The sequence below is a fragment of the Dyadobacter sp. HNCC25DJ184 genome (assembly GCF_056895215.1).
Genome location: NZ_JBXHAQ010000001.1, coordinates 640,203 through 665,048, shown reverse-complemented (window position 1 = coordinate 665,048; position 24,846 = coordinate 640,203). Strand labels below are relative to the sequence as shown.

Genomic DNA, 24,846 nt, shown 5'->3' with positions numbered 1-24,846 from the left:
TTATGTTGCGCAATTTATCGCTGATATACTTTTTCCTGTTTGTGCTTGTTCTCTCCGGATGCAAAAAAGCAGGATCGCCTGAACCCACCGAAGAAGAAACCGAGGAGGTTTTGGGCGAGTATTATCCAGACGGATCGCTTAAATTCCTGAAAGCGATTTCCGTTCCCGGTGCTGAAAAAGTGACTCGTAATGCTGACAGCATCAGTTATATCGTGGATCTTCCCGCTAGCTATTCGAGCGAATTTGTTACGGTTTCGCTGTCACTTTTCAAGGGAATCAAAAAAGCAGATTATACTTCCAGCATTTTAAAGGATACAACCATCCAATACGAATATAAAGGTCGTGAAGCACTGCGCATTGATCTTTCCGGAGAAAATGGTAGAAAGAGGATGATTTATCAGGTATATTTTCGAGTGCCCGGGCCTATTAAAATTCAGTTACTCGAAAACGAAATACCGATGCAATCCGGAGGCGCAACGCTTCCATTCAAGGTGATATCAGGTATGGGAACGGTCAATATTCCTGACGGCACTGATTACCAGTCCACGTTAAAGGTTATTGACCCGACTTCAGGACGTCAGATCATGACCACCTACCTGGGATCGCTCCGAAACGTATATCTGGAGGACTCTGTACTTAGCTTCGACAAAGTTAACATTGAGCTTAATTTTAATAACAGAGAGACTCTAAAATTCAACGACGTTCGGTTCACACGCGGCCTACCATCTATTCAGGTCATTGGCTATAATTATGTGAAAACCCGTAAAGACACGATTAACGCGTATGGAGGGTATTTTTCCAAAACATCGGCATACCGGGCAGAATACTCCAACGACTTCTCTCCCACTATTTCAACAGCAATGCATTTTGTCAATTACGGGAATTTGACGAACAAAATTCCTGAAAATATTGCCGACGGCTCTTATCTGGTGCGCTTTTATGAAGACGACAAACTCATGGGGCAAAGCTCGGTGGCCATTACCGAATCGAAGGCCAATTCGGTTGAATCAATTTGGCAGGGCGACCCATATGACGCGGTGTATGGCCAACTTGTAAAAAAGCCGGTATTGCTTCCAGGAGACGTATTTTACGCGAAACCAAGCACCTTCGTTTTTGATCACAACAGCCAAAGTGACGTCCTTTTCCAGGTTGAAAATCTTCCCGTTTTAAAACTAAAAAGCAACATCGAGACACTCGAACTGGTGCCCGAGGTTCAGATTATATCATGGGCAATAGCTGGCATCAGGTATATGATAGGAAAATACACCCTGCCCAAAAACACGAAATCAGGCGAATACACTGCCACATTTATTTTTCCAGACAAAACAGAATCTGCACCATACTGGTCTAAAATCCAGGTTAATTGACCGAAAGTCTGTCCTAACAAAGTCCTCCTGAAAACCGATCTCGAATAAATCGAAAATTTTTCAACAAATTATTTTGACTTGTGAATTTTAATTCTACATTTGTAGAGCAACATATCTATTTGTAGAACGAAGTAATAAAAACATGCAATTAACCAAAACCGAAGAGCAACTGATGGAATATATCTGGAGCCTTGAGAAAGCTTTTCTAAAAGACCTGATAGATGCATTCCCTCCCCCTAAACCGGCCACGACAACCGTCGCAACATTATTAAAGAGGATGCAGGATAAGGGTTTCGTAGGATACACTCTATATGGTAATTCGCGGGAGTATTACCCATTGGTTCAAAAAACTGAGTATTTCTCAAAGCATGTGAATGGAATTATAAAAACGTTTTTTAACGATTCTGTTTCTCAGTTCGGCTCGTTTTTCGCCAGGGATACAAATCTCAGTACTAGCGAGTTAGAAGAATTGAGGAAAATTATTGAAGAAGAAATAGATCGTAAGAAATTGAAAGATTAGAACATTTCCCTGTCGGCTGTCAAATACATTTCATTCATCTAAACAAAAGAAAAATGATCACCTATATTTTAAAATTCATCGCATGCTCTGGCCTGTTGATTTTATTTTATCGCCTTTTTCTTGAGCGTGAAAAAATGCATCAGTTCAATCGGTGGTTTTTGTTGACAAGCATTGTGTTTGCGCTAGCTGTTCCTTTGATAAGTGTTGAATTAAAACAAATACAACCGGCAGCTTTTCCCGTCGAAGCATATAGTCCGATCAATGAAATCGATCAGGTCATAAGCATGCCCATTCGTGATCAGTCTACAGAAATTACCCTCGACTGGATGCCATATCTTCCGTCCTTAATATATCTTATAATATCAGGCGTACTTCTGTTCCGATTGGCTCGAAACCTGAATTCGATCTTGTCTCAAAGATCGAAAAACAACACAATTGTTTATGCGGGTAGCCAGCTGGTTCTGGTACCGTCGATCAAGACCACGTATTCTTTTCTCGATTACATTTTTGTAAACAAGACGAAATTCGAACAAAAGCAAATAGAACATGAAGTATTGATGCACGAACTCGCGCACGTTCGTCAGCGCCATTCGTTAGATATCATTTTTATGGAACTGATTCAGACATTCCTTTGGATCAATCCCTTTTTGATTTTCTACAAAAAGTCCATTCAACTCAACCACGAATTTTTGGCCGACGACGCTGTTCTGCGCGTAAATGCTGACATCAAAAGTTATCAACTCATTCTGTTGAGCCACGTTGCGCATTCACAAACAGTAAATCTGGCAAGTAGTTTTAATTATTCTATCACCAAACAAAGAGTAATCATGATGACTAAAAGAGCTAAAAGAAGCAATCAAATATGGAGGCAACTGTCCATTGCCGTCCTTGTAGCCGGACTTGTGTTTGCCTTCTGCGAAAAGATATATTCTCAGGAAAAAAGTACTCCAAAAACAAAACTGGAGCTCCCCTCGCCAAAACCAGAAAAGAGTAAAGTTTCGGAAACGCCCAGGGCGTTTAATTATAGAACTCCTGGACCGGGACTGACAGATACTGAATGGGATGAATTTAACAAAACGATGGATCAATATACTACTTACGTTACCAATAAAAAGGGACGCACGGATGCCCATGTTGATATGAGTATAGAACTTAAAAACAGAATGTACATGCTTTTTTGCAAAATGAATGACGAGCAGCATAAAAAGACTAATGTCAGTTGCTTTCAAATGCCTATTCCAGTTAAAGAATTTCCAACCGAAAAAGTCTTTGAAAGTTGGAAAGATCCGAATGTGTTCGGAGTATGGATTGACAATAAAAAAGTACCCAATTCTGAACTGGACAAATATAAAGCCTCAGACATTGCTGAATTCTGGAGCAGCAAGCTCTATGGCGCTGCAAAAAAAGGCCGAATTTATAAGTATCAACTAGATCTGACAACAGATGCTCGTTTTGAAAAAACTTATCAAAAACGTGTGAAAGACAGGATTGTTATTGTGCGATCAGTTCCATTTAACGGATAACCTTGAGGGGCGCGGCAGCTAAAAAAACTGCACTTAGTTTTTTCAGCTCCTTCATTTCTATTTTATCGTACTTTTGCACTCCCAATGAGCTGACCGGAATCACTAAAGTCCAGGCAGCTCATTGGGGTGAAAGATTAGCAATCTAACTAACAGCTAATCCTTAATAGCTAACAAATAATGCCAACAGTAAATGAAGGTTGAAGATATAGAGTCATTTTTCAAGACGTTACAAGACAACATTTGCCGGGCGATTGAGTCGGAAGACGGCAAGGGGATCTTTCAGGAGGATATATGGGAACATCATTCTGGAGGTGGCGGCAGAACCAGATTGATCCAAAATGGAAATGTAATTGAGAAAGGGGGCGTCAACTTTTCAAGAGTTGAAGGCGAGGTGCACCCTCGTTTGCGTGGTCAAATGAATTTGGCCGAAGGGGACGATTATCGTTTTACAGCCACAGGGGTATCGATCGTCATGCATCCCCAAAATCCTAACGTTCCCATTATCCATATGAATGTCAGGTATTTTGAATTGAGCAATGGAACCTGCTGGTTTGGCGGCGGAATCGATCTGACTCCTCATTATGTGAATGTTGACGATGCCAAATTCTTCCATCTAACTTTAAAATCAGCCTGTGATAAGCATCATGCTGAATTTTACCCGCAGTTCAAAAACTGGGCGGACGACTATTTCTATATTCCACATCGCGGGGAAACCCGGGGGATCGGCGGTATCTTTTTCGACTACCTTAAACCAAATGAAGCGGGTAAAGGGCAAGGACTTTCCAAAACCGAATTGTTTGATTTTGTAAAAGAAATCGGAGAATCCTTTGCGCCGATATATACTCTGCTGATGGCTAAACATAAGAATGAGCCTTTCGCAGAAGATCAGAAAAAATGGCAATTCCTACGACGTGGCCGTTACGTTGAGTTTAACCTGGTGTGGGACAGAGGCACGAAATTTGGATTGGAAACAAACGGAAGAACCGAGTCTATTCTGATGAGTTTGCCTCCTCAGGCTAACTGGGAATATAATATGGTGCCTAGCCCGGGCTCTCCCGAAGCAGCGACTTTGGCCTTGTTAAAGAAAGGGATTGACTGGGTTTGATATATGATCGGAACCAGTAATACCCCCATTTTAAACACCCCAAGTCAAACTCGCGTCCGAGAAAAGGTATCCATCTCGCACAGCAAGTGGCGAATCAAAATTATTTTGATATAGTTGTCCTGTGCCCAGGCCCTGAGGAAGCGGGTTGTTGAACGATGCAGTATATTGGGCAATGGCATTCAGCCCGACATTGGACTCCAGGGCGGAAGTAATCCACCATTTTACACCCAATCTTCCGGCTATTTCAATCCATTCCGAAGTTTGTTGAAAACCGCCGAGCAACGAAGGTTTTAAGATAATAAACGGTGGCTGAAGCTTTTTAAGCAAATCAAACTTTTTACGATAACCGAATACACCGATTAATTCCTCATCAAGCGCTACAGGAACAGGCGACGTGGCACAAACCTGCGTCATTAACGCGTGTTGCCCCGCAGCAACAGGTTGCTCTATCGAATGCAGTCCATATGCAGAAAGTCGTTCAAGCTTATCCATCACGTTCAGCTCGTTGAAGGCTCCGTTGGCATCTACTCGTAACGTGATCTGATCCTCACTGTAACGTTTCCTAATAGCCTCTAAAATCTTGCATTCCTTGTTAAAATCAATCGCCCCGATTTTGAGCTTGATCGTCGTATATCCCTGATCCAGCTTTTCCTCTGCCTGCCGAAGCATATCATCAAACGGCCCCATCCATATCAGCCCGTTCATCAGAATACCTTTCTCACCTGTGGAAAAACTATTTTTAAATGGTGTTCTGGCTCCCCCGTGCATAATATCCAGCAATGCAGTTTCTATTCCAAACCGAACCGACGGCAAATGCTCCGGAATCAATTGATCGAGAATGATATTGAGGTTGAATGGAAAAACTTCCAGATCTAACTCGTTGAAGGTATCACATACCTGTTGCAATTGGGCATCAAAATCCGGTATATCATCGACACTGAGTCCTGGCAAGGGGCCACATTCTCCTACACCCGACACGCCTTTTTTCTCAGAATCCGTAATGGTGATAATCCTGGAATTTTTCTGCGTGAGGACTCCCCGTGAAGTACCTGCTTGCTTTCGAAACAGGAGGTGGTGAGACATGAACTCGATTTTCAAAGACATTATAATGCGGTGTCAGGTAAGTAAAGGGCGACAATATTAGCCAAAAATTACGTAATTATGCAGATAAGATGAGACAACCTGATTGGACAAAAATAATATTACGCCCATTTTCATGGCTGTACGGATTGATCACCACGATCCGCAATTATTTTTTTGACACCGGTATATTTAATTCCTGTAAACCTCCCCAATTCGCCATTTCGGTAGGAAATCTGACTGTCGGCGGAACCGGAAAAACGCCCATGGTTGAATATCTGGCTCGTATTTTGCTGACTGCAAACGATGTAAGTATTTTGAGTCGCGGATATGGCCGTGCAACTTCCGGGTACCTTCTGGCTGACGAAAGTGCCACTGCGGCTACAATTGGCGACGAACCGATGCAGTATTATCAAAAATTCAGTGATAGGTTGAAAGTTGCTGTTTGCGAAAAACGGATTTTGGGAGCAGAAAAACTTCATCGTGATTTTCCTGAAAACAACATATTATTACTTGATGACGCATTTCAGCATCGCGCTATCGACCGCGATCTGAATATACTGCTCAATGACTACCACCGTCCTTTTTACAAAGACTTTCCTTTTCCTGCAGGGAGATTAAGAGAAAATAGAAATGGCGCCAAACGGGCAGATGCGATAATAGTTACCAAATGTCCGAAAAACCTCGAATCGGCAGAGCGGGATAATATCACGATGTTGGTACGAAGATATGCAAAGCCAGGCACGCCGATTTTCTTTGCAGGAATCAGATATGGGACCCCGGTTTTCTTTGATCAAGTCGCCCGCCCGTTAAATAGTGTTAAAATCGTGACCGGACTGGCCACTCCGATACCCTTCATACAGCATATAGAAGCTCATTTTGACGTTATTGATCAAATTCATTTTCCCGATCACTACAATTATAAGTTATCAGACCTGAAAGGACTGATTGAAAACCTAAAAAACGGTACTTTTGTGGTCACAACGGAAAAGGATATGGTAAAATTGAAGCCTTTGGCAGAGACCTTGGGTGTTACCGACCGGCTTGCTTATGTACCAATAGAAGTAAATTTTGGCAATGATACTGAGAAATTTAACAATTGGTTTAAAACAGCACTGATCGCATAAAGCAAGCCTTTCTGTTGAAATTCAGACACTTATGAAATTTTCAGTTTATCTAATTTTTAATATATTCCTTCTGTTTGCGACCATCCAAACGGTCTCCGCGCAGGTTAAACTTCCTGGCGGAATGAATATGCCCAGCGGGGGAGGCGGCGGAAAAGGTGGAGGGAGCGGTGCTGTGCTCGACGATAGTACAAAAAATGTGTATGGCCCTACTACCACGAAGCATTTCTATGAGCGGGATATTTTCAGCAACCGCGATTCAGTAAGATATTTTGTTGACACCAGTTTGGTTAACTTCCAACGCTGGACTCCAGTGGAGCAATCCTGGGGAACCCTGATGGATCTTGGCAATACGGTTACCGCAACTACAAATATTCTTTTCCAACCCAGAACTGACATTGGAGCACAATTGGGAATGCGGTCTTATGATGCATATGCTATCAAGCCTGAGGACGTCGAGTACTATGATACGCACTCCCAACATACTGAAATCACCTTTGTACAGGGGGCTAAAAAAACGTCTATGGGTCGCTTTGCATATACTCAGAATGTGCACTCGCGGTTAAATTTCGGAATCAAAGCGCAGCGACTCACTTCCAACAAGCAATACGGTACCTACGGTAACTTGAATTCCGAAAAGTTTTTAGGTCAAAACTGGACATTCCTGGCGCAGGGCAGTTTCTTTTCTAAAAACAAAAAGTATCTTCTCCTGGCGCATTACCGGCATATGAACCAAAAAGTGAGGGAACAAGGTGGTGTGGTTCCTGATACGACGCTCGGTGGCGACGGAATATATGCATATGACGGCGCAGCGCGAATTAGCGACGACGCAAATTCGTGGGAAAGACGACAGGGCTTCCATTTATATCAGCAATATCGGCTGGCCAACGGGTTTCAGGTTTTTCAACAAGCTGATTTTTCGAGTGTCATCAATCGATATACGGATCTGGACATGGAAAAAGGGCGGGCGAGCGGAATTTATCAAAATGCCTATTTTGATACCACCGCTGTTCGACAAGATATCTATTACAAGCTATTTGACAACAGAATTGGCATCAAAGGTCAATTTTCGGGCTTCAATTACCGGGCTTCTGCACGACAACGTTTTTACGGCATGAGAAGCCAGGGACAGGTAAATAACGAAACCGGCTCACCTTACGTAAAATATCGTACTGGACTCAAATTCGAAAGTATTCTCGGACTTTGGTTGGGATATTATTTCAAGGATTCGTCTCAATATATGACAGCCGAAGTCGAGCATCTGCTGGGTAAAGACCTGAAAATGAAAGGTGAGCTGACCACAAAATGGATTAGAGCCGGATATCAGACCATGCTCACTTCACCTGATTTGATCATGCAATATTATAGCGGGAATGTCTTCCGGTGGAAGAATGACTTTTCAAGAGAATGGGTCAATACCGCATATGCTTCGCTACCTCTTCGTACAAAAAACCTAAGTTTTATACCGGAGGCCCAATATCATTTGATTAAAAATCATATGTATTACGATGAAACCGGAGCACCTGCCCAGGCTGAAAATGCGATCAGTCTTTTCCGAATCGGCGCCACAGCCGATATCAGACTTGGCAGATGGGGCTTCGCGGGTCGCACCTATTATACCATTAATGAAAACAAGAATATCATCCGAAATCCGAGCTATTTCGGAAGCGGTCAGATAACGTTCGATTTCGTTTATTCTAAAGTGCTCTTTATTCAGCTTGGGGTATCAGGTGTGTATCGCTCGTCATACATGGCATATTCTTACCAGCCTGTCACTCAGCAGTTTCAATTACCATCTCCGATTTACGACCAACAGCAGACAAATGGCGCCTTGGGGGCTGATGTATTTGCTAACCTGAGAATTACGCGTGTGAGAGTATTTCTGAAATTTTCGCATCTTAATCAAGGCCTGCCAAAACCGGGATATTACGAATCTCCGGGGTACCTTGCGCTACAACGTTCTTTCAGTTTTGGTATCCTCTGGCCAATGTTCGATTAACCTTCCCGCTTTCTTTCGAACAATACTTTTTGTATATTTTTCCTCTTAATTACACTTTTCTTAAACCGGCGAAATCATATGTCTATTACCACACTCGGACTGGAACTCCCCACCGACCCAAGATGGGTTGATATAGCGGCCATGCACATCGGCGATATACTGATTGATCATGCGTATTGTGAGCAAAAAGCAGCTTCTTCGGGTATATCTTTAATTGTTCATTATCCAGAAAAGGAAAAATTGGTGGAAGTCCTCACGCCATTGGTTGCGGAAGAATGGAGTCATTTCGAGCGGGTTTTGCAAGAATTAAAAAAGAGAGGAATTCCACTTGGCCGTCAGCGGAAGGATAAATATGTGGGCGAACTCTTGCAACTTGTACGTGGAGGCGGAAACGGCGAGAACGCGTTGTTAGACAAGCTGTTAGTGTCGGCGTTGATCGAGGCCAGGAGCTGTGAGCGATTTAAACTCCTGTCTGAATCGTTGAAAGACGAAGGCCTGGTGCAATTTTACCATGAACTGATGATCTCAGAAGCGGGTCATTATCATACATTTATCAAACTTGCAGAGGAATATATCCCGAAAGATCAGGTTCGGGCGCGCTGGAAAGAGCTGCTTCACCTGGAGGCTGAGATTCTCAAATCGTTGGAAAATACCGAGGCAAGAATTCATTAGCATGTCTTCCTAAAAATCGATATACCATTGCGGGTCCAGCAACTGCTTTATTAACGGCTTTTGATTTTCCTTTAAATGTTCCTCCTCGTTCTTAATGGCATCTGCAGCCTCCTCCCGAAGTTGGCGCATTTCAGTTTTCGATAGTTGAGGTATCTGAAGGTCATAAGATTTGGACATTTCGGTAATATGCGCGGCCGTCCAGCAATAATTATAGACATACTGAACTATTTTACCACCTGTCTCTGTCACAATTTGTTTGAACAGCATCATCGAGTTATAGTACTGTTCCATCGATGCTTCGATTTCCTCTTGTTTTTCAAATATAGATGCGAGTTTGAGATAAGAAATGGCTAGTACATTGTTATAATCTATATTTTCCGGACTGCTTTCAGCGATCTCTTTTTCCAACCGATTATATTCTTTGTAATTGACCAACGCATTCTCCCAGTCTCCGGAAGCTTCATATACCCCACCCAATTTCTCGTGAGATATAGCCCTGTCATTAATATAGCTCAAGTTTTCCGGACTTGCTTTCGACACTTCCTCCGCCAATCTGTTGAATTCTTTATAGTTAACTAGTGCAACTTCCCAATTGGCCTTGTCTTCATAAACACCTCCCAAGCTGCCATATGACGTTGCCAGAACATTTTTATAACTCAAAGTGCCAGGGCTGGCTTTCGTAATTTCGAGGGAAATTCTATTGTTTTCCTCATAGTTTATCAAGGCGTTTGCCAAATCACTAGTGGCCGAGTATATGCTCCCGAGTCGGCCATATGACATCGACAACACATTTTTATAACTTAAATCCAGCGGCGCAGCCATCGTAATTTCCATCTCGAGACGATTATATTCTTGATAATGAAACAACGCATTCTTCCATTTGCCCAGCGATTCATATACACTTCCCATCTTTTCATGAGAAATGGCCAGAATATTTTTGAAACCCAAATTCTCCGGACTCTTCTCACTGATCACCTTCGCCAGTCGATTATATTCCTCAAAAATTTCCAACGCCTTTTGCGAATAGCCGGTATTTTGGTAAATCCTGCCAATATTTTCATACGAAACCGCCACACCATTCAGGTAGCTGCTATTCTCAGGATCCGCTTTCAGCAACGACCTGAAGATCTCGCCGTAGTTTTCATAACACAACCTGGCCGATACAAAATCGCCTATGTTTATGAAATACAGGCCGCTGTTATAATTGTAGTTGGCTATATTCCAATCCGGATGATGCTGTAAGCAACGACTTAGAAACAGCACCGGTCGCACGTAAGGCGCTGCTTCGGCCAGCTCAATATTTAGCAGATCATATGCGTCGTTCTTCAGGACTTGATTGAGCTTTTCAAGCAATTCGTAGGCGTCAACTCCCAGTGTTTCTGCATTTTTACTTAGAGCCAGTTGTTGAATTACCGGACTTATCCTGAAGCCTTTTTCACTCTTGGATAACCATCCCGTTCTGGCTAGTTGGTGCAGCTCCTGAAATTCAAATTTATCCTGATCAAACAAATCACACAAGAACAAAAACGAATAATCTTCGGCTGGTAGTAGGGCCATATTCACAAGCCAGTATCTTTTCTCCTCATCCAACTTGGCCGAATCATAAAACCGGGTCAGAATCTCGTCACTGGTTCTAGCTTCAATACGGGTGTTGAAGGTATAATCCGTTACCACCGAAAAACTACGTTTGCCCAAAAACAGTCCTTCAGTTTCCAATTGCTTCAGAAAATCGGCCAGTGACTCCCCTCGTTCACGTAAAAGCCGCATGTTCTTGCTAAAGAGCTCAATACTCAGCGTATGATATTGCAGGGCCTCGAGCAATCTAGTCAAAAGGGTTTCAAATTCGGGGGTGTTCTCCTTATAATTTCTTTCAAAAAGTGCTTTGGCCAATGGTGGCGGTAAATGGTATATGGCCAGCTCCTGCGCTTCATCCAGCACGCCATTGCAACGGCTCGTGATGAGCACATGCCACTGAAAGCCCGCAAATTCCTTTTTGAATTTTCCAATTTCTGTTTCATCATTTGCATTATCCAAAACCAAAAGGAATTCATCGCGTATCTCTGCTATGCTTCTTTTCAATGCCTTCAGTTGATCCTGAGCATCAAGCCCTGTCAAATCGACTCCCAACCCAGGCCCAAGTTCCTTTATGGCATTCATGATGCCATTTTCACAGAACAGCCATGCACAATAGTCGTAATCGTACAAATTTCGCTCCCAGTATTTCGCCGCAATCGTGGTCTTTCCTATTCCGCCTTCGGCATTGATTAGCATCAGTTGCCCGCCGTTCTGAAGCTTTGCCTTGATAATATCGAGTTCCTTTTCTCTTCCTAAAAACACACTCGGCACCGACGGGCCGTTGAGACTTAGCAATCTGGCCGGCTCTCCCGGTTTCAAATATCCATCTGTAAACAGCTTCTGTAATTCTTCCAGGATGATACTGCGCAGCTGAGCCTTTTGAGTAAAAACGGCGTTGAATAATCCATTGCCATGCGGTACTCTTTTTTCAAAATGATCCACAGAATCGACGGTAGGCGTGCCATCCGTTTTTTTGAGTAAAAGCAGTTTCGGACTCTCCTTTCCCGCCAAACTTTTCACGGCAATATCAAACTCCTCATTGGTATACTTCCCGACTTTTGTCCAATACAACATCATAAATAATGAACAGGCGGGAATAGTCGCGTTATATTCGCTTTGCTTGCGTGCATCCTTGTAAGTTGAGGCGAAAAGCTCCCATTTTACCGGGCTGAACAGAACGCTGTATTGAGGGTTCAAGACGGAAAACTCGGCCATGGCGGCGGTTGCGGCTATCCTTTCATCAGCAAGTTCAGACGACGAAGCTAAAAAGATCCGGTAAGTTTTCATATGTTGAGGTCGGGGAGGATCGGTGACACTATTAAATTTAAGAGATACATTCTTAATTTCTACTTACAACCCGAAATATGGTTCGATTTTACAATCTTTGCCATTCTTAAAAATCAAATTTGATACGATCCGGTTGCGACCGGCTGTGATATGATGCGGTCATTCCTTAACGAAGTTGCTCAATATATATATTCAAAACATCCGGGTACGCTGGCCCAAGTGGCGGTTGTTGTTCCGACTCGGCGGGCAGCTTATTTTCTGTTACAGGAGTTGGCGAACATTACGAGCGAGCCCGTCCTGAGTCCCGAAGTCAAAGCGGTGGACGATTTCATCGAATCTGCATCAACATTGACGATTGAGGACCCTGTACATTTGTTGCTTGAACTATATGAGACTTTCCGGGAAATTGATCCTGATATCGCGTTTGACCGTTTTATGGGCTGGGCGTCGGTTTTGCTAGCTGATCTGGATAAAATAGATCAGTATCTGGTCGACACCGATAAGCTTTTTGAGTATATGTCGGAGTCGCAGTCGCTTGCAAGATGGCAGGAAAGTATGCCTGCCGGACGTCAGGTCGAAGCTTTGTCGGGCTCTCGCCAATATTTCCAGTTGTTTCAAAATCTGGAAATGGTATACGGTAAATTTCGGGAAAGGCTTCTGAAAAACGGTAAAGCATATCGCGGTATGGCATACCGGCAATTAGCGGAAACAATCGAGTCTGGTTTTGTTGATAGAAAAAATTACGAGCGAATCTATTTCGTTGGGTTCAACGCGTTTACTACTTCTGAGAAAATAATAATTCAGACGCTCGTCAGGCTTGGAAAGGCGGAAACTTTGTGGGATTCCGACGCATATTATATGTCGGTCAACAAGCATGTGGAAGCGGGCAAAAGCTTGCGGGAATATCAAAATTCAGGCACATTTGGTAAATGGAATCCGCCATCCGAACATTTGCTTAATAGTCCGAAAAACATCACAGTATATGGCGTTCCCAACGCAACGCTTCAGACCAAAGTAGCCGGACAAATTTACAAGACCATGTTAGCTGGTGACGACGGGAAACCTGTCCTGACGGCGATGGTATTGGCCGACGAAAACCTGCTCCTGCCGATGCTCTATTCTTTAGACGCGGGCGTGACAGATCTCAATGTATCGATGGGACTGTCAATGCGGAACTCTATCCTATATACGCTGATCGACGGCATTTTTGAGCTGCAACAAAATGTGGTGGAGTTTCGAAACAAAAAGGGCGTCACGATCAGGGTGCCCAAGTTCAGCCATAAATCTATCGACAAGGTTCTGAACCACCCGTTTATCCGGCACTACGAACATGTCGTACTCGCTGCTCAAACCGATGAACAAACGATCATTCAAAAAACGTTAACGGAGATCACAGAAAATAACCGGGTATTTTTAAGCCAGTCCGAATTATTGGAAATTGGAGAAAACCATCCCTTGTTCCGGATTCTTTTCACTCACTGGAAAAAAAACGATTCACGCCAAGTTCTGGACACGTTCTATCGGCTGATCGATATCCTTCGCGAGGTATACAAGGACTATAAAAATGCACTCGAAACGGAATATTTGTATCTGTTTTATACGTTGCTCAAACAATTTGAACAAACTATGGAAGACCGGCCGGATGTGATCACATTCAGGACATTAAGGTCATTTATGTACGAGTTGATCAGACAAACACGTATTCCCTTCAGCGGCGAACCCATCAGCGACCTGCAGATATTGGGGATGCTGGAAACCAGGGCGTTGGATTTTGAACGAGTAATATTGATATCGGCAAATGAAGGTGTGCTTCCGATGTCAAAACGCCAAAATTCACTTATTCCTTTCGATGCGGCTCAAGCTGTGGGAATCCCAACATATCTCCACCAGGAAGCCGTAATGTCTTATCATTTTTATCGATTGCTTCAGCGCGCAAAAGAGGTTCATATTCTATATACGAATACTAATGACGCACCCGGTGGTGGTGAAAAGAGCCGATTTGTGCAACAGCTGGAATTTGAGTTGGCAGGATATAATCCAAAAATAAAAATTGATCACAAGATTGTCGTATTTGATAATCAGACACAAGAGGAACAGGAGGAAGAAATTGCGAAAGATGAAGAAGTACTGAAAGCAATTGACAACTATTTGTCTGGCAAAGGGTTATATCCCACTCATTTAAACGAATTGGTGCGCTGTTCGATGCAGTTTTACCTGAGACATATTGTTGGCGTTCAGGAAAAAGATGAGGTAGAAGAAGAGTTGGGCATGGACAAAATCGGAACTTGGCTGCATGCGGCACTTGAAAGGCTGGACAAAGAGTTCTTTTTAAAAAATACCGATCCCAATGAGCCGCAGATCAGGCATATACTTCGTGAAGAGTTCGAAAACCGATTCAAAGGATATGTGATGGATCAGGGTTTAAACCGGATATATTTTCAGGTTGGTGAACAGCAAGTGATGACGTTCTTACGACACCAGATGAAGCAGCAACCCCGGCGAAAAATCGTGGCCAGCGAGCAGGCGTTACGAACAAAAGCGGAATTAATTTTGCAGGGAAAGTTTACGACGGTGAATCTGGGAGGGAAAATTGACCGCATAGAACTAGGCGACGACGGCACGCTTTATGTAATGGACTACAAAACAGGAAGCGTGAAAGTTGGTGTAAAAAAACTCAACGATCCGCTTACGCAAGCTGAGACAATGCGCACCGTGGGCGATAGTTCAATGGGATATGTCCGTCAGCTTTGGCTGTATGAATACCTGATGTACCGAAAGATGCAGGCAGAGGGAGGTTTGAAAATCGGTGACTCTAATTATGAATTCGGGAAATATCTCGTCCGTTCTGGATTTTACTCGTTCCGAACGCCAACTGAAATGATCCAGAATCCCTTAGAACTTGTAGACGGACAGCAGCCATTAGACTACATCTCGAAATCCGAAGAGATATTGACAGATATACTAAACGACCTGCTCGATCCGGATATTCCCTTCCGTAAAACCAACGATCTGAACGTTTGTACCTATTGCGATTTTAAAGGGATCTGTGGGCGGTAATTTTTTTGAAAAATTACTGGATCACAATTCCATTCAACAACTCTTCCATCTCCTTCGATAACTCACCAAACAGATTGGCAGCCGTGAATGTGATCAGTTGGACAGAGCCTTTGGCATTACTGAAATAATAGCTGCTGTAAGTGAAATTTATTCCCTGTATAGTTCCGTTCATCTCCATCATCAATATTTTGTTATTATTGACGGTCCTGTATTCCTCTTTTATTATCTTAATGTCGGGTGCCGCTTTTTGAGCGTTCGCGAAGGCTACCTTTTTCAAATTCTCGAGAGGAATCGAAATTCTCTCTGCAATCAAAATCCCGTATATATCTCTACCTTTTGCCTGGAATTGATATTCTGCATCAGTATTGTCGGCTCCCTTGGTAAAGCTCCATTTAGATGGATCGATCCACACGCCAACGTCCGTTCGAACACTTTTTACCAAAAAAGTGGCTTTGGCTGGCTTTTCAAATTTGTGATCGTTAAAAGGTATTTCGCCTTTGTCAGACGAAGAATCATTTAGGTATTTCCAGGTACCATTTTCGTTCAGCAGTACTTCCTCGCCTGTTTCTGTAATCGCCTTTTTTTGAGCTATCGACTCCGCTCCTGTCAATATGAACAATAATACTAAAATCAATCTCAACATATACTGCAATATAAAATTCAAAAAGTTTTGGAAGAATAATCTTTCCCGCTGCTCAAAAAACCAGTTCGGGCGACCCTATTCACTAATTCATTCACCATTAATCAATGTATACCTCCTCCGTAAATTATTGATCAGGAATTTTTTCTGAGCCGTGAAGCTTTCCGGATGCATGGTTGCAAACTCGTGTTGCCATTCTTCATATCTCGAAGCATCGTTTTTCTGAAAAACCAGCGGATCAATTTTCTTTTGCTTCAAATATTCAATAAACTCCATATATATGAGATTTTCACTGCAATATAGGCAGTTTAGGCCAACATAAAGATGACGTAGAAGTTGAATCTGGAAAAATCGGTGTAGCCCGACCTATCGTCGAAATAGCACAAGTTCCTGGCGGAGAAGGGAAATAGCGTTTGAAATCCCGGTTTCCATAGTTTTAGCAAGCAACACAAAAGCTGTGCAAATTTTGGCATAGATATGTCCCAATTCCTGCCTGAGTATATCAGATTCAGAAGAGTTCGCCAAATCTCTTTCAACCGCCCGAGCGTAATTTTCCATCAGTGCTAACGATTCAGACGCATCTTTCACAGTCGAATCAGCGTCAAAATACTTATGGCTCGCTGCCAAACTGTTATTGGATAACTTTGCTTTTTTAGATATCTCAGTGATTGCATAATTGCGCGCAGTCACAACAAAATAGGCCTTAAAATCTTCCGCAGAAAGGTTCACAAGACTACTTCTCGACTCCCAAAGTCTTAAATATATCCCCTGAATCAAGGCATTGATCTGAGATTCGTCGGACGAATATCGAAGAAGGACTTTTACGAGAACAGGATAGTATTGATCAAACAATATTTTGAACGCGGCTGTATTTCCGCAAGCAATTGCCACAATTATCTCCTGATTTGAAAGTAATGATTTTTTCATATTCTAACGTTACAGCGATTGGCCTCTATTCAAAATATTATTCTGCTATTATGAAGTTTATAAATATAATAAATATGAAAATACAACAAAAACAAAATACAAATTTATTTCGGGACCCAATCCCAATATTCTCAACATTATCACTTTAGTCCAAATTTGTCAAAATATCATCTGATTTCTCATTATCCGGCATCCCACAAAAACATTTTTAACGTATTTTAACGTTATATAATGCATTTATACGTTGTATAACTGATAAATACGTTATAAATTTGATTCATGGAAACACTGACAAAAACGGAAGAAAAAGTAATGCAAATTCTCTGGGACCTGAAAAGAGGATTTGTAAAGGATGTCATCGAACGGATGGGCGAACCACAGCCACCATATAACACGATATCCTCGTTGATCAGAATCCTGGAAAAGAAAGGTTTTGTGGATCATAAAGCCTACGGTAAGACTCATGAATATTTCCCAGCCATATCAAAGCTGGCGTATCGAAGTTTTACCTTCAAAAATTTTGTCGCCAATTACTTCGAAGGTGCGCCGGAGAATGTATTGTCGTTTATGGTTCAGGAGGAAAATCTGGGCCAGGATGACATACAGAAGATGCTGGACCTGCTTGAAAGTGAGGACATAAATTTAAACAACTCAAAAGATGGTCAATAACTTTCTGATCTGGCTCGCGGAATCGTCTATTGCCATAGCTTTGCTTGCACTGACATATAATATGCTTCTGGAAAAGCTAACGTTTTTCACCTTGAATCGCGTCTTCCTTTTGGGAGGAATGGTGCTTTGTTTGGTTGTTCCACTAGTTGATATATCTCCGTTTTTTAATATAACTAGCTCACAATCAACAAAGATTGGCAATATAAACCACTTCAATTTACTTCTTAACAACATTTACAAAACGGCTGATCTGACAAGCGCACACAACACGCCAAATGGCGTTGATTGGACTAATTGGGTTTGCCAGACGCTATTCGCAGTATATATCATTGGTGCAGTTCGGCAAGCAATTCTGCTGGGAAAAGGGCTTCTTTCGATTCTATATCTGAAAGCGGATGCGTATCTAACAAACACGGAGCCAAACAGCAATATATTCATCCAGAGCGAGTTGCCTACCTTTTCATTTGGTCGTAAGATATTCCTTAATAGAAAAGTATCCTTGCTTACTGAAACTGAACTGGAGCTGGTACTGCTTCATGAAAAAATTCACGTCAGGCAAAAACACACTGTCGATATCTTATTTGTTGAGTCAATGCATATCCTTTTCTGGTTCAATCCTTGTTTCAGATTTTTGGCGAATAGCCTGAAACAGGTTCACGAATTCATTGCCGACTGGGAAACCAGCAATAATGCATCCAACAAAAAAGAATACGGACGACTTCTTCTCAAGCTCGCTACCCCAAAATACACGTCACCCCTGATTCACACCTTTTCAGAATCCCAATTATTTCATCGTTTAAAAATGCTGACCAAAACAAAATCCAATCCTATGCAAAAGTTAAAATTCCTGTCGTTTTTGCCGATATTGGCCATCACTGCAATGATAAGCGCGTCTTTCATTAACGCTCCCGTAAGCCCAACTAAATTCACGGCACAATCAAAAAGCGGAATACAGTTTACTGCTACCAGTTTAAAAATTGGGAAAATAAACTGGGAAGGGAATACGAAGTTTTCAAACGACGAGCTGCTCCGGGTTCTGGGAATTGAACCAGGCGACCGCTATGATGCCCTGCAAATCGAGCAGGCGCTTAACGGGGCGGGCACCACTGGTAAGGACCTGTCAAGCCTCTATATGGATCAAGGATATCTATTCTTTAGAGTCGAACCCACTACAAAAACAGAGGGTAATACGATCGATATTACTTTCAAAATTTATGAAGGAAAAAAGGCGAAGATTGGGAAGGTAATTTTCGCTGGAAACAAATCTGTATCCTCTGACGAATTGCTGAAAAAAATTCAGACTAAGACAGGGGACTTATTTAGCCGGAAAAAGCTGATCGAATCGCAGCAAACACTTTCTGATATGGGAGAATTTGTACCGAACAACATCAATATTAATCCCATCCCCGACCAAAAATCCTTTGAATCAGGCGAAGTAGGCAATGTAGATATTGAGTTTATATTAGTAGAGAAATAAGCGTCGAATTGGTAGACCATTCAAAGCTGATCTGAAAGGTACTAATCAAGCAACAGTTCCTTGCCCTTTCTTGTCATCTTCAAATTGAAAAGATGTGCAATGTCTGTGATAACAATATCTGCATTTTTACTTTCGATGGATATATAGCCGGAAGCTCGCCTGGAAAGATGCCTTTCGTTAGTTATCACAGACACTCCGTACCTCAATTTCATTTTCTCCAGTATTTGTTGAAGCGTCGTATTTCTTAAAACCCAGGTTCCCTCAGCCCATGAGGTATATACCTCCGGGTCAACACGCGACTTGATAATTTCTTTTTTATTGACTTCGACCAGCTCGCCGGGAGCAACATTTATTATATGCCGTTTTGATTTTTCATTTTCAATGCGCAGTACAATTTTACCGGATTTAAGCAGTATCTGGCTCATATCGCTCCTTTCGACGACGTTGAACTCTGTCCCATGCACTTCAATAACGTTATCACTAAGAAAAACTTTGAAAGTCGCATTGTCCTCCAACTGTCTTACATGAAAAAATGCCTCACCATTTACCCAGACTCTTCTCTCCTGCCCCGTCCAGCCATATGCATATCGGATGCTGCTATTTCCATTCAAACTTACCCTTGATCCGTCAGGCAAATTGATGACCTTGCTTTCTCCATATTCCGTTTCTACATCAACAATCCTGCTTTTGTGGTAGAGGTAATACGCGAAGGCCAGCATGAATACGCTCGCCAAAATGGCGGCGTACTGTCTTAAAAACCGGGAGATTTTAATGAAAGTGAGCCGTATTCTTCTCTGCACCCCGCCGCCACGATCGTTTTCAGTTTTACGGTCAATCTGAGAAACCGTATCCTTCCACGTTTTTTCAGAGTTGAGCACCATCCGAAGGAGAAGTTTTTCCTGTTGATCGGATAATTCGTCGACCCAAATCATCGCCTGTCGGGTATTTTCAGCGGAAGACACCAGCCACTTGCCCACTTCATACTCTTCCTCTGAAGAGCAGCGTGCGTTTAAATAGCGAATGATGACTTCTTTCGAAATTTCCATACCTCTCCTGTTCGCCAGGTTTTACTTTTTCAATTTCATTAAATATACGTATGCAATTTGAAATCGCCTCTGCTTACCAAGGATACCGTATCACAGAAATAGGAAGTTAGCTATTGTATCAACAACTTAGATTTACCTAAAAAGGACTATAAAAAAAGGACGCTCTTCCGAACATCCTTCCATTTTCAATATCCAGATAAGGTCTATTTCTTCTTAAATTCCAGATAATCAGTAGTTACCGGATTTGAATTATCAGCATTTGTGAATTTCACAGTGGTACCGATTTTGATACCGCCCGCCAAATCCCGGATCTTCACACCGTCGGCAACAACGTTCCTCGTTTTTGCGACCCCGTCATCGGTCATTTCGGCCAACTCGTTAATTTTGAAAGTAACGGAATCGGTTATTGCCACCTTCACAAGCTTGTAAACTTCTGTGCTCTTAACCTCCTTGCCTTGCTCTTTAAAAGTATAATTGATCGTATAATCAATACCCAACAGGTTCTTCCCCAAATTCGTAATTTTCCACGTCTGCGCAGTACTGTTGGTGCCGTTTACTGTATTAGTCCAATAATCCCCAACAAATTGTTCGCTATAATCCGGATCTTCAACAACTGGGTCGTTATCTTTCTTACAGGCAGCCATCAATACTATCAGACAGCATACAATGATTCTTTTCATACTCTAAATTTTGTTTTGGCTCTAAATACCTTAAAAATGTAAAGATTGATGCTTTTTTTTCTAATAACGGGATTTTATATCAATCTGGCATAATAAGCACAAGGCATTTTTTACCTCCTCTCTCTTAAACGCTTCTTAAAATGGCAGATTTCCAAGGTCTACATTTCCGCCGGTCAGTATAATACCTACCTTTTTCCCAACAAAAAATTCCTTGTTTTTCAGCACGGCTGCCAGCGACACAGCACCCGATGGTTCCACGACTATCTTCATCCGCTCCCACATAAATCGCATAGCGTCAACGATTTCCGCGTCGCTAACCGTGAAAATATCCTCCACATATTCACGAATAATCGGGAAGGTTTTATCGCCCAGATAAGTCAGCAAGCCATCGGCAATTGTTTTTACATAGGGTGCTTTTTCAATTTTTCCACTCCGAAAGGATAAAATTGCGTCTGCAGCTCCTTCTGGTTCTCCGGCATACACCTTCGTCGTCGGCGAAAAATAATGGGTAGACAGCGCCGTTCCGCTTAATAATCCACCTCCTCCGACTGGCGCGATGATGCAATTCAGCGTTTCACCTGCGTCCTCAATCAGCTCTTTGGCAGCAGTCGCTTGTCCGGCAATGACGCTGTAATTATTGAATGGATGGACAAAAGCAGCACCGGTTTCCACGATAATCTTTTGTACTGCTTTTTCCCTCTCCTCAGGGGTGTTAATACAAAATGTAATTTCCGCTCCGTACCCTCGCACCGCGTCGATTTTCACTTTCGGAGAATTTTCCGGCATGACTATATAAGCTTTGACGCCCAACATGGCCGCTGCAAAAGCTATAGCCTGAGCATGATTGCCCGAAGAATGGGTCGTGACTCCATTCGCCAATTCGTTTTTTGAAAGAGTTAACAGTGCATTGAGCCCCCCTCTTGCCTTGAATGCTCCTATTTTCTGGAAATTTTCAGGTTTAAAAAAAAGGCTTGCGCCTGATAAATCCTCCAAAAATCTGGACCGAAGAATGGTCGTTCGGTGTATAAAGGGCCGAACACGGTCGTGAGCCAACTCAATAGAATTTTGATCAGGAACTGATTGAGACATATTAAATATAATTTTTTCTACTATTTTTAGAACTTAAGCACAACCACATCCTAACTGACTCGACTTAAAATTACCACAAATATGATTCAAACCCGGCTAATTCCAAGAACAAAATCGGCCTACGACCCTCCCATGCTGATCCGAAGCCTGCTGGATCAGTCACTGCGATATAACCCTCAACGAGAAATCATCTATCGGGATTTGTTTCGGATGAATTATATCACATTCAATCAACGGATTCGATCTCTGGCTAACCTTCTGGAAGAGCTGGGAGTAAAACCCGGTGATTTTGTGGGAGTTATGGATTGGGATAGCCACCGATATCTCGAGTGTTTTATGGGAATACCTTCTTATGGAGCCATTTTGCATACCATCAATGTGCGGTTGTCGCCAGCTCAGTTGCTATTCACTATCAACCACGCCGAAGATCAGTTGATCTTTGTTCATGAGGATTTCCTTCCGCTTATATATGCTATCAGGGACAAGCTCACAACTGTTAAAAAGTTTGTGATATTCAGCGACAAAGTCTATTCAGATGTTCCTTACACACCCAGCCCGTCTTTTGAATTCGAGGGTGAATATGAAAATCTGCTGAAAAGCCAATCTACTGAATATCAATTTCAGGATTTTGACGAGAATACCTGGGCCACGTTGTTCTATACTACCGGAACAACCGGTGACCCAAAAGGAGTGTATTTTTCTCACAGACAGCTCTTTATGCATACCATGGAGCTGATCACGTACTTCTGTGGGTACCAAGCACTAACATTTACACACTACGATGTATATATGCCCATCACCCCGCTTTTTCATGTCCATGGTTGGGGATTTCCGCTTGCAGCCACGTTACTGAATTGCAAACAAGTATATCCAGGAAAATATGAACCTGAGATGTTGCTCAAACTCTTAATTCAGGAAAAAGTTACGTTGTCGCATTGTGTTCCGACGATTTTGGGAATGCTGGTTAATAACCCGGTGGCTGAAAAGGTGGATTTGTCTCATTGGAGCGTAATCATCGGAGGCTCTGCACTAACCCTCGGACTGGCAAAAGCCGCGCTGCGACTGGGCATTGATGTAAAGGCAGGATATGGTATGTCGGAAACGGCGCCTGTTATGTCTGTCGCTCATTTAAGTGAAGAAGAAAAATTGCTTGGCAATGACGAACAAGTCGATTTGCGGGTAAAGGCAGGGCGTATTGCACCATTCGTTGAAATAGAAATTGTAGATGAGGAGGGCAATTTTTTACCGCACGATGGCGAATCGATTGGTGAGATCGTTTGCCGTGGCTTTCATATGACCCAGGGATATTTCAAAGACATGGAAGCATCTGAAAATCTATGGAAAAATGGCTGGTTGCATACAGGCGATGTGGGCCATATTGGAACAAACCACTATCTGACCATTTCAGATCGGGTCAAAGACGTTATTAAGTCTGGCGGTGAATGGGTATCATCTCTGGAAATTGAGAATATCCTTTCCAAAGTTCCGGGCGTTGTCGAAGTAGCTGTTGTTGGAATTCCTGATGCACGATGGGGTGAAAGGCCTCTGGCACTATTAGTTCGTAAGCCTGACGTTATTGTAGACCCGGACGACATTCACAACCAGTTACAATCAAGAGTAAAAACCGGTGAAATAAACAAATGGTACGTTCCGGATCAAATAAGGATTGTCGACGAAATCCCCAAAACGAGTGTAGGAAAAATAGATAAAAAGAAAATAAGGGCACTATGGGCAGAAGCGAAACTAGATTCTCTTGTCAAAAATTGACCGGAACTAAAGCGGCTTCAAACACAAAATGACGCGAAGAATATGATGAGCCAGTATTAGATCCTTGGTTTCTTTGTGCCTTAGTAGAAAAGACAAACGTAACAGAACTCGCGTACGTGAAACGAAAATCAAGGCGGCTATAAACGCAAAAAGGGAGCCACAAAGAGCTCCCTTTTTCAATATTAACTTTCTTATTTACCTGCCTGTGGGGTATACAGGTTAAAGAACTGATCCAATTTAGGAGTAATGATGATCTCAGTACGACGGTTCAAGCTGCGGTTAGGAGCTGAATCGTTTGCAACTTTAGGCAGGTACTCACCACGTCCACCAGCGATCATACGAATTGGCTCAACACCATATTTCTTTTGAAGCGTACGAACAACTGATGTAGCACGTAAAGCACTTAAATCCCAGTTGTCAGCGAATCTTTCAGTAGCGATAGGTACATTATCCGTGTGACCTTCAACAAGAATTTCAATCTCTTTGTAGTCGTTCAAAATCTTAGCAACTTTCGCCAAAACAGTTTCTGCCTGTGTATTGATTATAGAGCTTCCAGATTTGAAAAGCATTTTGTCAGAAAGAGATACATATACAACGCCCTTTTTCACCTCAACCTGTACATCTTCGTCGCTTACGTCAGCCAAAGAACGTTTCAGGTTAAGTACAAGCGCCATGTTAAGTGAATCTTTACGTTGGATGCTTGCATTCAAATCACGAATCTGAACGCCTTGCGCGTCCATCATTGCAAGTGACTTTTTAATGCTTTCAGAACCTTCTTTGCTGATCACAGAAAGATCAGACATGCGGTCCAGCAAGTTGTTGTTGTTCTTTTTCAAGAACTCAACTTGATCTTCCAATTCCTTCAACTTGGCGTTTTTGGAAGTCAGCTCATCATTCTTAAGTTTGATATCATTGTTCAAACTTGCCGTTCTGCTGTCGCAGTCGTTTAAATCAGCTCTGGTCTTATCCAATTGAAGCTGAATTTCGTTAGCCTTCTTTTCAGCAGAGACCAACTTCTTTTTACTAGCACATGATCCGAGGATAAAAAGCATCGCTACGGCTACAAGCGTATTTTTCATAATAAAATAAAGGGTTATTAAACAGGTAATTTTGGTTACAAAAACGATTTTTACTTAGAAAATATTCTGTCTACAAAAACCGATCCACACGTTTTTCATCGAATTAGACTGCAAAGGTACAAAAAAAGAGGGATTGCGATATCTACAATCCCTCTTTTTATAA

General features: G+C 42.4%; 20 protein-coding genes. 11 read left to right on the top strand and 9 right to left on the bottom strand.

Going from position 1 to position 24,846, the window contains the following annotated elements:
- Positions 1–2 precede the first annotated feature (2 nt).
- The 4 genes from AC1XUD_RS02570 (at position 3) to hemF (ending at position 4,515) form a co-directional block, all read left to right on the top strand.
- A complete protein-coding gene (locus AC1XUD_RS02570; RefSeq protein ID WP_483359379.1) occupies positions 3–1,367 on the top strand; it encodes a hypothetical protein in 1,365 nt (454 codons plus the stop codon).
- A gap of 142 nt (positions 1,368–1,509) precedes the next feature.
- Positions 1,510–1,887, top strand: a complete 378-nt coding sequence (locus AC1XUD_RS02565; RefSeq protein WP_483359378.1) for a BlaI/MecI/CopY family transcriptional regulator — start codon at positions 1,510–1,512, stop codon at positions 1,885–1,887.
- 53 nt (positions 1,888–1,940) lie between these two features.
- Entirely contained in the window at positions 1,941–3,410 is a 1,470-nt protein-coding gene (locus tag AC1XUD_RS02560) for a M56 family metallopeptidase (protein WP_483359377.1), read from the top strand.
- A gap of 190 nt (positions 3,411–3,600) precedes the next feature.
- Positions 3,601–4,515, top strand: coding sequence for an oxygen-dependent coproporphyrinogen oxidase (gene hemF, locus AC1XUD_RS02555; protein ID WP_483359376.1), 915 nt, complete (start codon positions 3,601–3,603; stop codon positions 4,513–4,515).
- 30 nt (positions 4,516–4,545) lie between these two features.
- On the opposite strand, the gene AC1XUD_RS02550 is transcribed toward hemF, so the two are convergent.
- Positions 4,546–5,619 carry an o-succinylbenzoate synthase gene (locus AC1XUD_RS02550; protein WP_483359375.1) on the bottom strand — a complete coding sequence of 358 codons (1,074 nt, stop codon included), beginning with the start codon at positions 5,617–5,619 and terminating at the stop codon, positions 4,546–4,548.
- Between the two features lie 68 nt (positions 5,620–5,687).
- Between AC1XUD_RS02550 and lpxK the strand changes: the two genes are divergently transcribed.
- The 3 genes from lpxK to AC1XUD_RS02535 all read left to right on the top strand — a co-directional run bounded on the left by lpxK (position 5,688) and on the right by AC1XUD_RS02535 (position 9,390).
- Positions 5,688–6,722, top strand: coding sequence for a tetraacyldisaccharide 4'-kinase (lpxK, locus tag AC1XUD_RS02545; RefSeq protein WP_483359374.1), 1,035 nt, complete (start codon positions 5,688–5,690; stop codon positions 6,720–6,722).
- 31 nt (positions 6,723–6,753) lie between these two features.
- Positions 6,754–8,718 (top strand): putative porin, encoded by a 1,965-nt coding sequence (locus AC1XUD_RS02540; protein ID WP_483359373.1) that lies wholly within the window; start codon positions 6,754–6,756, stop codon positions 8,716–8,718.
- 78 nt (positions 8,719–8,796) lie between these two features.
- Complete coding sequence (locus AC1XUD_RS02535; RefSeq protein ID WP_483359372.1) at positions 8,797–9,390, top strand: MiaE family protein; 594 nt, start codon at positions 8,797–8,799, stop codon at positions 9,388–9,390.
- A gap of 9 nt (positions 9,391–9,399) precedes the next feature.
- Here the strand turns inward: AC1XUD_RS02535 and AC1XUD_RS02530 are convergent, their stop codons facing one another.
- On the bottom strand, positions 9,400–12,252 hold the full coding sequence (locus tag AC1XUD_RS02530; RefSeq protein WP_483359371.1) for a tetratricopeptide repeat protein: 2,853 nt from the start codon (positions 12,250–12,252) through the stop codon (positions 9,400–9,402).
- A gap of 150 nt (positions 12,253–12,402) precedes the next feature.
- Between AC1XUD_RS02530 and AC1XUD_RS02525 the strand changes: the two genes are divergently transcribed.
- Complete coding sequence (locus tag AC1XUD_RS02525; protein ID WP_483359370.1) at positions 12,403–15,309, top strand: PD-(D/E)XK nuclease family protein; 2,907 nt, start codon at positions 12,403–12,405, stop codon at positions 15,307–15,309.
- Positions 15,310–15,322: 13 nt separating this feature from the next.
- Here the strand turns inward: AC1XUD_RS02525 and AC1XUD_RS02520 are convergent, their stop codons facing one another.
- From AC1XUD_RS02520 to AC1XUD_RS02510, 3 genes are all read right to left on the bottom strand, one after another.
- Positions 15,323–15,952 carry a hypothetical protein gene (locus AC1XUD_RS02520; protein WP_483359369.1) on the bottom strand — a complete coding sequence of 210 codons (630 nt, stop codon included), beginning with the start codon at positions 15,950–15,952 and terminating at the stop codon, positions 15,323–15,325.
- An 87-nt stretch (positions 15,953–16,039) separates the two neighbouring features.
- Positions 16,040–16,225: a hypothetical protein gene (locus tag AC1XUD_RS02515; protein ID WP_483359368.1), complete on the bottom strand. Its 186-nt coding sequence runs from the start codon at positions 16,223–16,225 to the stop codon at positions 16,040–16,042.
- Positions 16,226–16,315: 90 nt separating this feature from the next.
- Positions 16,316–16,876 carry an RNA polymerase sigma factor gene (locus tag AC1XUD_RS02510; protein ID WP_483359367.1) on the bottom strand — a complete coding sequence of 187 codons (561 nt, stop codon included), beginning with the start codon at positions 16,874–16,876 and terminating at the stop codon, positions 16,316–16,318.
- A gap of 279 nt (positions 16,877–17,155) precedes the next feature.
- Here AC1XUD_RS02510 and AC1XUD_RS02505 point away from each other — a divergent pair, with 279 nt between their 5' ends.
- Both AC1XUD_RS02505 and AC1XUD_RS02500 read left to right on the top strand, forming a co-directional pair.
- A complete protein-coding gene (locus AC1XUD_RS02505; RefSeq protein ID WP_483359366.1) occupies positions 17,156–17,545 on the top strand; it encodes a BlaI/MecI/CopY family transcriptional regulator in 390 nt (129 codons plus the stop codon).
- On the top strand, positions 17,535–19,022 hold the full coding sequence (locus tag AC1XUD_RS02500; protein ID WP_483359365.1) for a M56 family metallopeptidase: 1,488 nt from the start codon (positions 17,535–17,537) through the stop codon (positions 19,020–19,022). Before AC1XUD_RS02505 ends, AC1XUD_RS02500 begins: the two co-directional genes overlap by 11 nt.
- Positions 19,023–19,063: 41 nt before the next feature.
- On the opposite strand, the gene AC1XUD_RS02495 is transcribed toward AC1XUD_RS02500, so the two are convergent.
- From AC1XUD_RS02495 to AC1XUD_RS02485, 3 genes are all read right to left on the bottom strand, one after another.
- Positions 19,064–20,068 carry a FecR family protein gene (locus tag AC1XUD_RS02495; protein ID WP_483359364.1) on the bottom strand — a complete coding sequence of 335 codons (1,005 nt, stop codon included), beginning with the start codon at positions 20,066–20,068 and terminating at the stop codon, positions 19,064–19,066.
- A 203-nt stretch (positions 20,069–20,271) separates the two neighbouring features.
- The gene (locus AC1XUD_RS02490; protein WP_483359363.1) at positions 20,272–20,748 is read right to left on the bottom strand and encodes a hypothetical protein; all 477 of its coding nucleotides are present in this window, start codon (positions 20,746–20,748) and stop codon (positions 20,272–20,274) included.
- Positions 20,749–20,883: 135 nt separating this feature from the next.
- Positions 20,884–21,837 (bottom strand): threonine ammonia-lyase, encoded by a 954-nt coding sequence (locus AC1XUD_RS02485; protein ID WP_483359362.1) that lies wholly within the window; start codon positions 21,835–21,837, stop codon positions 20,884–20,886.
- Between the two features lie 81 nt (positions 21,838–21,918).
- On the opposite strand from AC1XUD_RS02485, the gene AC1XUD_RS02480 reads away from it, so the two are divergent.
- On the top strand, positions 21,919–23,604 hold the full coding sequence (locus tag AC1XUD_RS02480; RefSeq protein ID WP_483359361.1) for a fatty acid--CoA ligase: 1,686 nt from the start codon (positions 21,919–21,921) through the stop codon (positions 23,602–23,604).
- Between the two features lie 191 nt (positions 23,605–23,795).
- Here AC1XUD_RS02480 and AC1XUD_RS02475 read toward each other — a convergent pair whose 3' ends face one another.
- On the bottom strand, positions 23,796–24,683 hold the full coding sequence (locus tag AC1XUD_RS02475) for an OmpA/MotB family protein (protein WP_483359360.1): 888 nt from the start codon (positions 24,681–24,683) through the stop codon (positions 23,796–23,798).
- Positions 24,684–24,846 lie beyond the last annotated feature (163 nt).

What these genes read in the sequence shown, in the direction of transcription:
- AC1XUD_RS02570 (WP_483359379.1), top strand. Translation starts at nt 3, where the DNA reads ATGTTGCGCAATTTATCGCTGATATACTTTTTCCTGTTTGTGCTTGTT.
- AC1XUD_RS02565 (WP_483359378.1), top strand. Translation starts at nt 1,510, where the DNA reads ATGCAATTAACCAAAACCGAAGAGCAACTGATGGAATATATCTGGAGC.
- AC1XUD_RS02560 (WP_483359377.1), top strand. Translation starts at nt 1,941, where the DNA reads ATGATCACCTATATTTTAAAATTCATCGCATGCTCTGGCCTGTTGATT.
- hemF (WP_483359376.1), top strand. Translation starts at nt 3,601, where the DNA reads ATGAAGGTTGAAGATATAGAGTCATTTTTCAAGACGTTACAAGACAAC.
- AC1XUD_RS02550 (WP_483359375.1), bottom strand. Translation starts at nt 5,619, where the DNA reads ATGTCTTTGAAAATCGAGTTCATGTCTCACCACCTCCTGTTTCGAAAG.
- lpxK (WP_483359374.1), top strand. Translation starts at nt 5,688, where the DNA reads ATGAGACAACCTGATTGGACAAAAATAATATTACGCCCATTTTCATGG.
- AC1XUD_RS02540 (WP_483359373.1), top strand. Translation starts at nt 6,754, where the DNA reads ATGAAATTTTCAGTTTATCTAATTTTTAATATATTCCTTCTGTTTGCG.
- AC1XUD_RS02535 (WP_483359372.1), top strand. Translation starts at nt 8,797, where the DNA reads ATGTCTATTACCACACTCGGACTGGAACTCCCCACCGACCCAAGATGG.
- AC1XUD_RS02530 (WP_483359371.1), bottom strand. Translation starts at nt 12,252, where the DNA reads ATGAAAACTTACCGGATCTTTTTAGCTTCGTCGTCTGAACTTGCTGAT.
- AC1XUD_RS02525 (WP_483359370.1), top strand. Translation starts at nt 12,403, where the DNA reads ATGATGCGGTCATTCCTTAACGAAGTTGCTCAATATATATATTCAAAA.
- AC1XUD_RS02520 (WP_483359369.1), bottom strand. Translation starts at nt 15,952, where the DNA reads ATGTTGAGATTGATTTTAGTATTATTGTTCATATTGACAGGAGCGGAG.
- AC1XUD_RS02515 (WP_483359368.1), bottom strand. Translation starts at nt 16,225, where the DNA reads ATGGAGTTTATTGAATATTTGAAGCAAAAGAAAATTGATCCGCTGGTT.
- AC1XUD_RS02510 (WP_483359367.1), bottom strand. Translation starts at nt 16,876, where the DNA reads ATGAAAAAATCATTACTTTCAAATCAGGAGATAATTGTGGCAATTGCT.
- AC1XUD_RS02505 (WP_483359366.1), top strand. Translation starts at nt 17,156, where the DNA reads ATGGAAACACTGACAAAAACGGAAGAAAAAGTAATGCAAATTCTCTGG.
- AC1XUD_RS02500 (WP_483359365.1), top strand. Translation starts at nt 17,535, where the DNA reads ATGGTCAATAACTTTCTGATCTGGCTCGCGGAATCGTCTATTGCCATA.
- AC1XUD_RS02495 (WP_483359364.1), bottom strand. Translation starts at nt 20,068, where the DNA reads ATGGAAATTTCGAAAGAAGTCATCATTCGCTATTTAAACGCACGCTGC.
- AC1XUD_RS02490 (WP_483359363.1), bottom strand. Translation starts at nt 20,748, where the DNA reads ATGAAAAGAATCATTGTATGCTGTCTGATAGTATTGATGGCTGCCTGT.
- AC1XUD_RS02485 (WP_483359362.1), bottom strand. Translation starts at nt 21,837, where the DNA reads ATGTCTCAATCAGTTCCTGATCAAAATTCTATTGAGTTGGCTCACGAC.
- AC1XUD_RS02480 (WP_483359361.1), top strand. Translation starts at nt 21,919, where the DNA reads ATGATTCAAACCCGGCTAATTCCAAGAACAAAATCGGCCTACGACCCT.
- AC1XUD_RS02475 (WP_483359360.1), bottom strand. Translation starts at nt 24,683, where the DNA reads ATGAAAAATACGCTTGTAGCCGTAGCGATGCTTTTTATCCTCGGATCA.